An 11,994-nucleotide genomic window follows, 5' to 3' on the forward strand; every position below is an offset into this window, starting at 1 on the left:
GTTGGATGCGAGTTGATGCAGTGCAGAACGCATTCGTCCACATGCTGTGATAATGATAGCGCTACCACGTCTTGACGACGCGGACGACGCCTGGAGGGAGGCGATGGCACCGATTCGGGGAGCGCGGCCACATGCGGTCGCAAATGAGATTACCGGGGCACGTGGATGAGCGGCGCCGACCGGGCCGCATCCGCTACGCCGGCAGCGAAGATCGGCATGTACCGCTGGCGCGTCTGCGCAATGCTGCTGGCCGCCACGACCATCAACTACATCGATCGCCAGGTGCTCGGCGTACTCGCGCCATTCCTGCAGGAGGAGATCGGCTGGAGCGAGATGCAGTACGGTGCCATCGTCACCGCGTTCCAGGCGGCCTACGCGATCGGGCTGCTGTGCGCCGGCGCCATCATCGACCGGCTGGGCACCAAGGCCGGCTACGCGATCGCGATCTGCGTATGGAGCATCGCGGCGATGAGCCATTCGCTGGCCGCGAGTGTGGCCGGTTTCGTGGTCGCGCGCTTCCTGCTGGGCCTGGGCGAGGCCGGCAACTTCCCGGCCGCGATCAAGACGGTCGCCGAGTGGTTTCCGCGGCGCGAACGCGCGTTCGCGACCGGCATCTTCAACTCCGGCTCCAACATCGGCGCGATCGTGGCCCCGCTGTTGGTGCCGGTCGTGGCGGTAACCTGGGGCTGGCAGGCGGCGTTCCTGTTCACCGGCGCGCTCAGTGCCGCCTGGCTGGCCGTCTGGCTGCTGACCTATCGCACCCCCGAGCAACAACCTGCGCTGTCGCCGGCCGAACTGGCGCACATTCGCAGCGATCCGCCCGAGCCGGCAACGAAGGTGCCCTGGCGGCACATCCTGCGCCATCGCCAGGCCTGGGCCTTCGTCGCTGCCAAGTTCATCACCGATCCGATCTGGTGGTTCTTCCTGTTCTGGCTGCCGAAGTTCCTCAACGCCGAGTACGGTCTGACTCTGTTGGCGCTGGGATTGCCGCTGGTGGCGATCTTCCTGCTGGCCGACGTGGGCAGCATCCTCGGCGGTTGGTTGGCTGGACGCTTCCTGCGCCTGGGCTGGAGCGTCAATCGCGCGCGCAAGGGGGCCATGCTGGTCTGCGCGCTGTGCGTGGTGCCGATCGTGTTCGCCGCCCAGGCCGACAACCTGTGGTTGGCGGTGGCGCTGATCGGCCTGGCCACCGCCGGCCACCAGGGCTGGTCCGCGAACGTGTTCACGCTGACCTCGGACATGTTTCCGCGCCATGCGGTGGCCTCGGTCGTGGGCATCGGCGGCTTTGCCGGTGCGGTCGGCGGCATGATGATCGCCACGTTCACCGGCTGGCTGCTGCAGACCACCGGCAGCTACCTGCCGGTGTTCCTGATGGCCGGTTCGGCCTATCTATTGGCACTGTTGGTCGTGCACCTGCTCGCCCCGCGCCTGGAACCGGCGCAATTGGACGGCCGGCGTGCCTGATGCTGCACCGGTCCACGGCGCCGCGGCCCGCGAGCGCCCAACCGACGGTTGCGATGTTCTGTTCGAATTCGGGAGCCTGATGCAATGAAGACCGCTTGCCTGCCTTTGATCGGCGCGCTTGCCCTCGCCCTCGCCGCCTGTGGCGAGCGGCCGACAGCACCGCCGACCGATGCCGCCGCCCCTGCCCCTGCGTCCAAGGCGCTGGCGCACGGTCACGACAAGTTCCTCGGCGGCGCCTACAGCCCGCCGCAGGCCCAGAGCTTCACCGACTACTGGAACAAAGTGACCCCGGAGAACGGCGGCAAGTGGGGCGAGGTCGAGGCCGAGCGCGACGTGATGGTCTGGGACGAACTCGACGCGGCCTGGCAGGTTGCCAAGGCCCATGGCTTGCCGTTCCAGATGCATGTGATGGTCTGGGGCAACCAGCAACCCGAATGGATCAAGACCCTGCCGCCCGACGAGCAGCGCGCCGAGATCGAGCAGTGGTTCGCGGCCGTGGCTGCGCGCTACCCGGGCATCGACTTCGTCGAGGTCGTGAACGAGCCGCTGCACGACCCGCCGTCCAAGGACGACGAAGGCGGCGGCCACTACATCGAGGCGCTGGGCGGCGACGGCGAGAGCGGCTGGGACTGGATCCTCGAGTCGTTCCGGCTCGCACGCCGGCACTTCCCCGATTCCAAGTTGATGATCAACGAGTACAGCGTGACCAACGATCCCCAGGCCACCGGACGCTATCTCGAGATCGTCCGCCTGCTGCAGGCCGAGCACCTGGTCGATGCGATCGGCGTGCAGGGCCATGCATTCTCGACGACGACCGACACCGCGATGGACGTGCACCGCAGCAATCTCGATGCGCTCGGCGCGACCGGGCTGCCGGTCTATGTCACCGAACTCGACATCGACGGGCCCGACGACGCGACCCAGTTGCGCGACATGCAGCGCATCTTCCCGATGTTCTGGGAGCACCCTGCAATCAAGGGGGTGACCATGTGGGGGTTCCGACGCGGCCTGTGGCGCGACGAGCAAGGCGCCTACCTGATCCGCGAGGACGGCAGCGAGCGGCCGGCGCTGACGTGGCTGCGCCGCTACCTGCGGGGCGAGGCGCAGTGATGGCGTCATTGGCGTTCACCACGCACACCGCCGGCGCCCGGATCAAACGGCGATTGGCTGCAGCCGCGCTGCCGCTGATCGCCGCCGCATGCCCGGCCCTGGCTGTCGTCCCGATCGGAAACGCGTCCGACTGCGCGCGGCCCGCGGCAGTCTGCGAGACCGCCGTCCCCGGCGCCTTGCCGCTGATCGTCGATGGCCGGCCGCTGCCGGTGCTGATCGACACGGCCGACGATCCGGGCGTCCTGCGCGCGGCGGGCGATCTGCGCGACGACCTGGCCGCGGTCGCCGGCGCCGAGGCGCGCCAGGCTCCGACGCCACTGGCGATCATCGCCGGCACCCTCGGCCACAGCCCGCGCATCGACCGCATCGTGCGCGAGCGCGGCCTCGACGTCTCCGGCGTCGCCGGCAGCTGGGAAGGCCACCTGCTGCAGGTCGTCGACGCCCCGGAACCGGGTATCGACCGGGCGCTGGTGATCGCGGGCGCCGACAGGCGCGGCACGATCTTCGGCCTCTACGAACTCTCGCGCCGCATCGGCGTGTCGCCGTGGACCTGGTGGGCCGACGTGCCGGCCCCTCGCCACGCCGCGCTGCACGTCGCGCCCGGCCGCTTCGTCGATGCGCCCGTGGTGCGCTACCGCGGCATCTTCATCAACGACGAGGACCCCGCGCTCGGCGGCTGGATGCAGGCGACCTACGGCGGCCCGAACCATCGCTTCTACGAGCGGGTGTTCACGCTGATCCTGCGCCACAAGGGCAACTTCCTGTGGCCGGCGATGTGGGGCCGCGCGTTCTATGACGACGATCCGCGCAATGCCGCACTCGCCGACGAGATGGGCGTGGTCGTGGGCACCAGCCACCACGAGCCGATGATGCGCGCGCACGTCGAATGGTCGCGCCATGGCGCAGGACCGTGGGACTACGCCAAGAACGCCGATCGGCTGCGCGATTTCTGGCGCACCGGCATCGCGCGCATGGGCGACCACGAGAGCGTCGTGACCCTGGGCATGCGCGGCGACGGCGACGAGCCGATGGCCGAGGGCACGGCGATCCCATTGCTGGAGGGCATCGTCGCCGACCAGCGGCGAATCCTCGCCGACGTCACCGGCTGGCCGCCGCAGGACACGCCACAGGTCTGGGCGCTGTACAAGGAGGTGCAGGACTACTTCGATGCCGGCATGCGGGTGCCCGACGATGTCACGCTGCTGTTCGCCGACGACAACTGGGGCAACCTGCGCCGGCTGCCAGCGCCCGGCGACGTCCGCGCCGGTGGTTACGGCGTCTACTACCACTTCGACTACGTCGGCGGTCCGCGCAACTACAAGTGGCTCAACACCACCCAGATCGAGCGCGTCTGGGAGCAGATGCGCCTGGCCTATGCGCATGGCGTCGATCGGCTGTGGGTGGTCAATGTCGGCGACATCAAGCCGATGGAGCTGCCGATCGGCTTCTTCCTCGACCAGGCCTGGAATCCCGACGCGATGACCCGCGACGCGTTGGCGGCCTACCCCGCCGCCTGGGCCGCGCAGCAGTTCGGTGCCGCCCATGCCGCGGAGATCGGCGAGATCCTGACCCGCTACACCCAGTACAACGCGCGCCGCAAGCCCGAGTTGGTGTCCGCCGACACCTGGAGCCTGTTGCATTTCGGCGAAGCCGACCGCGTGCTGGCCGAATGGGATGCCCTGGTCGAGAAGACAGAGCGCGTCGGCGCCGCGCTGCCCGCCGCGCAGCGCGACGCCTGGTACCAGTTGGTCGCCTACCCGGTGCTGGCGAGTGCCAATCTCAACCGGTTCCATATCGCAGTCGCGCGCAACCGGCTGTATGCCGACCAGGGCCGCGCGTCGACGAACGCCTGGGCGGACGAAGCCCAGCGCCTGTTCGCGCGCGACGCCGAACTGGCGCGCATCTACGAGCAGGACATCGCCGGCGGCAAATGGGTGCACATGATGTCGCAGCCGCGCATCGGCTACACCCATTGGCAGATGCCCGACCGCAACGTGCTGCCGGCGCTGGCGCGCATCGACGTGCGCGAGCGCGGCACGATGGGCGTCGCGGTCGAGGGCGATCCGCGCGGCTGGCCGGTGCCGGCCGAGATCGCACGGCTGCCGGTGCTCGACCCGCAGGCCGCGCGCGCCCCGGAGGTCGTCGTATTCAACCGCGGCGCGGCGCCGTTCCGCTATACCGCCACCTCATCGGCGGCCTGGCTGCAGGTGACGCCAGCCGCTGCCGAGGTCACCGACGCCCAGCCGCTGCGCATCGAGATCGACTGGCAGGCGGTGCCTGTGGGCACCGAGGTCGCCTACATCGACCTGTTGGGCAGCGACCGCACCGAAGTGCGCGTGGCGGTGCCGGTGACCCGGCCGGCCTCGACCGGGCCGATGACAGGCTTCGTCGAGAGTGGCGGGGTCATCGCGATCGAGGCTGGCGACTACGCGCGCGCCGTGGCGCCCGACGGCCTGGCCTGGGAGACCATTCCGCACCTGGGCCGCACCCGCGCGGGCGTGACCACGGTGCCGATCACCGCCGCATCCAGCGAGCCCGGACCCGATGGCGCCTGGCTGGAGTATCCGGTGCATCTGCAGACCGCCGGCGAGGTGGAGGTCCGCGTCGTGCTGTCGCCCACACTCGACTACGCGCATCGCGGCGGCCAGCGCCTCGCGGTGTCGTTCGACACCGCCGCGCCGCAGGTGCTGACCCTGCGCCTGGACCCGACGCCCGGCCATCCGGACTTCCCGGCCTGGCAACGCGCGGTCGCCGACAGCGTGCACGTCGCCACCTCGCGCCACCGCGTCGAGGCCGGTGCGCAGACGCTGCGTCTGTGGCGCATCGATCCGGCCGTGGTCGTGCAGCGCATCGAGATCGTCCGCGACGGCGGACCCGCGACCCTGCTCGGACCGCCGGCGAGTGTGCCGCGTTGAGCGCCTTCAAGAACGCACACGTGGACGACTGACGCAGTCCTCAAACCCCCGATCGCCCGCAGACGCGCGGTTGCACCGCCTCGAAGAAGACCCTCCATGACCGCCCACGCCCCACTCGCCCTTCATCCCGATCGCCTGTTCTCGCCCGAACCGAGCCAGCGTGCGATCGCGCGTCGGTTGTACGCACAGATCGCCGGGCTGCCGATCGTCAGCCCGCACGGCCACACCGATCCGGCGTGGTTTGCGACCGATGCGCCGTTCGACAATGCGACCGAACTGCTGCTGGTGCCCGACCACTACGTGTTCCGGATGCTCCACAGCCAGGGCGTGGACCTGGACGCACTCGGCATTCCACGTGCCGATGGCTCGCGCGCAGCGGTCGAGCCGCGCGCGGCCTGGCGCCTGCTCGCCGAGCGCTTCCACCTGTTCCGCGGCACGCCGTCCTCGCTGTGGCTCGACCATGTCTTCTTCGAGGTCTTCGGCCTGCGCGTGCGGCTATCCAGGGCGACCGCCGATCTCTACTACGACACCATCACCGACGCGCTGGCGACGCCGGCGTTTCGGCCGCGCGCGCTGTTCGAGCGCTTCGGCATCGAGGTCATCGCGACCACCGAGTCGCCGCTCGACCCGCTCGACCATCACGCCACGATCCGCGCCAGTGGCTGGTCCGGCCGCGTGATCACCGCCTATCGCCCGGACGCGGTGATCGATCCGGAGCACGAACAGTTCCCCGAGGCGCTCGCGCGCTTCGGGGAACTGACCGGCGAGGACGTACACGATTGGGCCGGTTACCTGCGCGCCCACCGCACGCGCCGGGCGTTCTTCGCCCAGATGGGGGCGACCTCGACCGACCACGGCCACCCGACCTGCGCGACCGCCGACCTGCCGCTGGGCGAGGCGCGCCGACTGTTCGAGACCGTCGTACGCGGCGATGCCACGCCGGTACAGGCCGAACTGTTTCGCGCGCAGATGCTGACCGAGATGGCGCGCATGAGCCTGGACGACGGCCTGGTCATGCAGATCCATCCGGGGTGCTTCCGTAACCACAACCGCGCCTTGTTCGAGCGCTACGGCCGCGACAAGGGCGCCGACATTCCCTTGCGCACCGAATACGTGCGCGCGCTCAAGCCGCTGCTCGACGTCGCCGGCAACGCGCCCGACTTCCGGCTGATCCTGTTCACGCTCGACGAGAGCACCTATGCACGCGAGCTCGCACCGCTGGCCGGACACTGGCCGTGCCTGTCGCTCGGGCCGGCATGGTGGTTCCACGATGCCCCGGAGGGGATGTGGCGCTTCCGCGAACAGACGCTCAGCAGCGCAGGCTTCTACAACACCGTCGGCTTCAACGACGACACCCGCGCATTTCTGTCGATCCCGGCACGCCACGATGTCGCCCGACGCGTGGACTGCGCGTTCCTGGCCAAACTGGTCGCCGAGCACCGCCTGGACGAAGACGCGGCGGCCGAGGTCGCGGTCGATCTCGCCTATCGCCTGCCCAAACAGGCGTATCGGCTGTGACGCGCCGCGCCACGTCCGCCCACCCTGCCGGAGATCGCATGCCCGCACCCACGCTCAGCCGCTTGCTCCTGACGACCGCGCTGCTCGCGTTGTCCGCTGCCGCCCATGCCGCGCCGCCATCTGCCGCCCTGGATGCGGCCGCCGCGCCGCGGCAGGCGCAGCCGCCCAGCACGCTCAAACGCGCCTACGCCAGTGCGTTCCGGATCGGCACCGCGGTCAACGATGACATCGTCGCCGGCCGCGACGCGCGCTCGCAGGCACTGGTCCCGCGGCACTTCGATGCGATCACCGCCGAGAACGTCATGAAGGCCGAAGTGCTGCATCCCGCGCCCGACACCTGGGATTTCGACGCCGCCGACGCCTTCGTCGACTTCGGCCAGCGCCACGGCCAGTTCATCGTCGGCCACACCCTGGTCTGGCACAACCAGACGCCCGACTGGTTCTTCCACGACGCCGCCGGCGCCCCGCTCGCGCCCGACGCGATGGCATCGCGCCTGCGCGACTACGTCGCCACCGTCGCCGGCCGCTATGTGGGGCGCGTGCACGCCTGGGATGTCGTCAACGAGATCGTCGGCGAGGACGGTGCGTATCGCGACACTGTCTGGACACGTGCGCTTGGCGACGGCGACACCGTCGTGCGCGACGCCTTCGCTGCCGCCGCGCGCGCAGCTCCCGACGCCGAGCTCTACTACAACGACTTCAACACCTGGCGCCCGGCCAAGCGCGCCGGCATCGTGCGCCTGGTGAAGATGCTGCAAGACGCCGGCATTCGCATCGACGGCGTCGGCATGCAGGCGCACTGGGGGCTGCACTACCCGTCGCTGGAGGACATCGAAGCCTCGATCGACGCCTACGCCGCGCTCGGGGTCAAGGTCATGATCACCGAGCTCGACATCGACGTGCTGCCGCTCACGCGCGAGGGCCAGGTGATCGGCACCGGGCTGGCGCACCCCCAGTTCCAGCTCGAGGAGTTCGAGCGCTACCTCGACCCCTACCCCGACGGCCTGCCTGCCGATGTCGAGCGTCAGCTCGCGCAACGCTACGCCGAACTGTTCGCGCTGTTCTATCGCAAGCGCGACGTCATCGACCGCGTCACCGTCTGGGGCGTGCACGACGGCATGTCGTGGAAGAACGATTACCCCGTCCCCAACCGCACCAACTATCCGCTGTTGTTCGACCGCGATCGCCAGCCGAAACCCGCACTGGACGCGGTGCTGGCGGTGCCGGAGACGACGACGCGCTAGCATCGGGCGCCCAGCCCTTGCAACGTCGGCCATGGATCGCACGACCACATTCACGCTCGACGAGCGCGACCACCGGCGCGGTGCGCGCGTCCAACTGCTGCGCGCGATGCGCGACCGGCGTACGCGCCGGCGCCTGACGCTGCTGTGGGTGGTGGGCACGCTGGTGGTGAGCGGGCTTGCGCTGATCCTCGGCGTCCCGTGGTCCGAGCTCGCCGGCGACCTGCCGTGGATCACGTTCATCACAGCGGCGACGATCCTGGGTTTCGCGTTCGGACTGCCGCTGCTGCTGACCCCACTGATCGTGCGCCAGCGCTTCGGGCGCGAGGCACTGGTGCGCGAGCCGGTCGTCGCGCACTGGGACGAGGCCGCCTATCGGGCGCGCCAGGGCGGTGTCGAGAGCCGGGTGGCGTGGGGCAGCTACGTGGCCTGGCAGGAAAGCCCGGACCTGTTCGTGCTGTTTCTCACCGACCACAATTTTCAGTTGATCCCCAAGCGGGCACTCGACGCGGCCCAGCTCGAAGACCTGCGCATGCGGCTGGCGGCGCGCTAGACGGCGCGTGTCGCCTTCGGACGTGCCTGCTGCGTCGGGCGCGGCCAAGGCCAGTCCGCGGCGCACCGCCCGCTACACTGCCCGGCCCCGATCCCGACACCCACCATGCCTGATCCCGTCCGTCTCGCCCATCGCGTCGCCGAGCTGTTCACGCTGTCCCGCAACGAGGCCGAGCAGGTCATCCGCAACGGCTGGGTGTCGGTGGACGGCGTCGTGGTCGAGGCGCCGCAACATCGCGTCACCGTCGAGCAGGTCGCGCTCGACCCGGCGGCACGCGTGGAAGCGGTGGAGCCTGCCACACTGCTGCTGCACAAGCCGGCCGGCATCGATGCGATCGATGGACCACGACCGGCCGTCGCGCTGGCGACGCCCGACGCGCGCTGGGCCGACGACCCGAGCGGTGTACGCCTGCTGCAGCGCCATTTCCATCGTCTGACGCCCTTGGTGCCGCTCGACACCGAGGCCAGCGGGCTGATGGTGCTGACCCAGGATGGCCGCGTCTGGCGCCGGCTGACCGAGGATGCCGACCAGATCGAGCACGAGTACATCGTCGAGGTCGCCGGCACGCTGGGGCCTTACGGCCTGGGCCAGCTCGCGCACGGCATCCAGATCGACGGTCGCACACTGCCTGCGTGCAAGGTCAGCTGGCAGAACGAGACCCGGCTGCGCTTTGCGATCAAGGGCGCGCGCGACGGCCAGCTGGGCGCGATGTGCGCGCAGGTCGGCCTGGACGTGGTGTCGATTCGCCGCCTGCGCATCGGTCGCATCGCGCTGGGCAAAGGCCCGGACGGCGCGATGCCGCCCGGCGCCTGGCGCTACCTGCCGGTCGGCGAGAAGTTCTGAAGCTGCGGCCTAATCCTCCGCGTCCGCCGCCTCACGGCCCTGCTGGCGGATCAGCGCCTCCTGCCGTGCGTCCTCGATCGCATCGCGCACGCCGTCGACATCCACCACACCGGCTTCGGGGGTGAAGCGGCCGGTCAGCACGGTATCGGGGGTCAACGCACCGGCCTCGAACAGTGCCCACATCTCCTCGCCGTACCAGGTGTCGAGCAGTTCCGGCGCCGAGCGCCCCAGGTACGCGGTGAGGTTGTTGACGTCGCGCAGCAGCATCGTGCGCGCGGCGTTGTTGCCCGCCGCGCTGACCACCTGCGGGAAATCGATCACCACCGGACCGTGCGCGTCGACCAGCACGTTGTACGGCGACAGATCGCCATGGATCAGGCCACAGCACAGCATCCGCACCACCTCGCGCACCAGCGCGCGGTGATAGTCGCGGGCCTGGTCGGCGTCGAGCGCGACCTCACCCAGCCTGGGCGCCGAGAAGCCGTCGGCATCGGTCACCAGTTCCATCACCAGCACGCCGTGCACATAACCGAACGGCTCGGGCACGCGCACGCCGGCGGCGCGCAGCTGGTACAGCGCGTCGACCTCGGTGTTCTTCCAGGCGGTTTCCTGCTGCTTGCGCCCGTACTTGCTGGCCTTGCCGATCGCGCGCGCCTCGCGGCTACCGCGCACCTTGCGGCCTTCCTGGTACTGCACGCGCTGCTGGAAACTGCGCTGCGCCATGTCCTTGTAGACCTTCGCGCAGCGCACTTCGTCGCCGCTGCGCACGACGTACACCGCCGCTTCCTTACCGCTCTTGAGCGGACGCACGACGGCGTCGATCACGCCGTCGTCGATCAGTGCCTGCAGGCCTTGGGGGGTCTTCACACGGATCCTGTGGGGTGGTCGGCACGGCGGGGGCCGGCCACGAGCGGGCAAGCTTCGCATGTCCGTTCCAGGGCCGCCATCGCCTGCCGGCGCGCAGCAAGCTGCGGGCAGGCCTGGCTTCCTCCTGCATGCGCACGGCCATCTGCGCCGCGCGCGCATCGGCGATTCGCCACTGCGCGCCGGACGTTGCATCCTGTGTGGCCCCGAACCGGAGACCGCACGCCCATGCGATGGCCCGCGCTGCTGCTCGCCCTGCCCCTGCTCGCCGCCTGCGCGGCGCCGATGTCGTCCACCGATGCCGACGCCGATACCGATGCCGCGTCGACACTCGGCCGCCTGACCCGCTGGCACGCCGGTTTCGACGCGGTCGTCGCGCCGGATGCGCGCATCGAACGCCTCGCCGACGGATTCACCTGGTCCGAGGGCCCGGCGTGGATCGCCGACGGCGGCTACTTGCTGTTCACCGATGTGCCCGAGAACCGCATGCACCGCTGGTCCGAGGCCGACGGGGTCTCGGTGTTCCTCGAGCCGTCCGGCTACGACGGCCCCGACACCGGCGAACTGCGCGAAGCCGGCGCCAACGGCTTGCTCGCCGAACCCGCCGGCAGCGTGCTGCTGGCCGATTCGGGCAATCGGCTGGTCGCGCGCCTCGATCTGGCGACCCGGCACAAGACCCCGCTTGCCGAGCGCTTCGACGGCAAGCGCCTGAACAGCCCGAACGACATCGCCCGGCGCAGCGACGGCAGCGTGTTCTTCACCGACCCGCCGTACGGTCTGGTGGGCATGAACGACTCGCCGGCCAAGGAACTCGATGTCAACGGCGTCTACCGCATCACGCCCGACGGCGGCCTGCATCTGCTCGACGCTACCGTGCCCTTCCCCAACGGCATTGCGCTGTCGCCCGACGAACGCACGCTCTATGTCGCCAGCTCCGACCCCGAGGCGCCGCTCTGGTACGCCTACGCGCTGGCCGAGGACGGCACAGTGTCCGGGCGCCGCGTGTTCGCCGACGCCAGCGACCTGATGACCGACGACGCGCCCGGGTTGCCCGATGGCATGGCCGTCGCGAGCGATGGCACCGTCTTCGCGACCGGCCCCGGCGGCGTGCTGGTGTTCGCGCCCGACGGCACGCGACTGGGCCGCATCGAGACCGGCGGCGCGATCTCCAACTGCGCCTTCGGCGACGACGGCCGCACGCTGTACATGACGTCCGACGACATCCTCGCGCGCATGCGCGTGCGAACGACCGGGTTGGGATTCACGCGCTAGGCATTCGGTGCTGCGGGCGTTTCCACACAGGCCCGCCCCCACCCAACCCTCCCCCGCACGCGGGGGAGGGCTTCTCCAGGCGAGGGCGGGCTCTTCGCATCGTGCTCCCTCCCCCGGATGGGGGGGAGGGCTGGGGTGGGGGCGGACGCGCGCCGGAGATCACACTGCAAGACACCGTGACTTGAACACGCAGGCGCAGCGAACGCTGATGCCA

At 70.0% G+C, this 11,994-nt stretch carries 9 protein-coding genes; 8 read left to right on the forward strand and 1 reads right to left on the reverse strand.

Going from position 1 to position 11,994, the window contains the following annotated elements; translation table 11 throughout:
- Nucleotides 1-165 precede the first annotated feature (165 nt).
- From ABE488_RS14640 to ABE488_RS14670, 7 genes are all read left to right on the forward strand, one after another.
- Entirely contained in the window at nucleotides 166-1,464 is a 1,299-nt protein-coding gene (locus ABE488_RS14640) for an MFS transporter (protein ID WP_346449102.1), read from the forward strand.
- Nucleotides 1,465-1,548: 84 nt separating this feature from the next.
- Nucleotides 1,549-2,574, forward strand: a complete 1,026-nt coding sequence (locus tag ABE488_RS14645) for an endo-1,4-beta-xylanase (protein ID WP_346449104.1) — start codon at nucleotides 1,549-1,551, stop codon at nucleotides 2,572-2,574.
- Nucleotides 2,574-5,489, forward strand: a complete 2,916-nt coding sequence (locus tag ABE488_RS14650; protein WP_346449105.1) for a glycosyl hydrolase 115 family protein — start codon at nucleotides 2,574-2,576, stop codon at nucleotides 5,487-5,489. The genes ABE488_RS14645 and ABE488_RS14650 overlap by 1 nt, the downstream gene beginning before the upstream one ends.
- Before the next feature lie 96 nt (nucleotides 5,490-5,585).
- On the forward strand, nucleotides 5,586-7,007 hold the full coding sequence (gene uxaC / locus ABE488_RS14655; RefSeq protein ID WP_346449107.1) for a glucuronate isomerase: 1,422 nt from the start codon (nucleotides 5,586-5,588) through the stop codon (nucleotides 7,005-7,007).
- Nucleotides 7,008-7,045: 38 nt separating this feature from the next.
- The gene (locus ABE488_RS14660; protein WP_346449108.1) at nucleotides 7,046-8,251 is read left to right on the forward strand and encodes an endo-1,4-beta-xylanase; all 1,206 of its coding nucleotides are present in this window, start codon (nucleotides 7,046-7,048) and stop codon (nucleotides 8,249-8,251) included.
- Nucleotides 8,252-8,282: 31 nt separating this feature from the next.
- Nucleotides 8,283-8,801 (forward strand): YcxB family protein, encoded by a 519-nt coding sequence (locus ABE488_RS14665; RefSeq protein ID WP_346449110.1) that lies wholly within the window; start codon nucleotides 8,283-8,285, stop codon nucleotides 8,799-8,801.
- A 105-nt stretch (nucleotides 8,802-8,906) separates the two neighbouring features.
- On the forward strand, nucleotides 8,907-9,644 hold the full coding sequence (locus ABE488_RS14670; RefSeq protein ID WP_346449112.1) for an rRNA pseudouridine synthase: 738 nt from the start codon (nucleotides 8,907-8,909) through the stop codon (nucleotides 9,642-9,644).
- Between the two features lie 9 nt (nucleotides 9,645-9,653).
- Here the strand turns inward: ABE488_RS14670 and ABE488_RS14675 are convergent, their stop codons facing one another.
- Complete coding sequence (locus ABE488_RS14675; protein WP_346449114.1) at nucleotides 9,654-10,511, reverse strand: PA4780 family RIO1-like protein kinase; 858 nt, start codon at nucleotides 10,509-10,511, stop codon at nucleotides 9,654-9,656.
- A 225-nt stretch (nucleotides 10,512-10,736) separates the two neighbouring features.
- On the opposite strand from ABE488_RS14675, the gene ABE488_RS14680 reads away from it, so the two are divergent.
- On the forward strand, nucleotides 10,737-11,780 hold the full coding sequence (locus ABE488_RS14680; protein ID WP_346449115.1) for an SMP-30/gluconolactonase/LRE family protein: 1,044 nt from the start codon (nucleotides 10,737-10,739) through the stop codon (nucleotides 11,778-11,780).
- The last annotated feature ends 214 nt before the right edge of the window (nucleotides 11,781-11,994 follow it).

This window comes from Luteimonas sp. TWI662 (assembly GCF_039673825.1).
GTDB lineage: Bacteria > Pseudomonadota > Gammaproteobacteria > Xanthomonadales > Xanthomonadaceae > Luteimonas.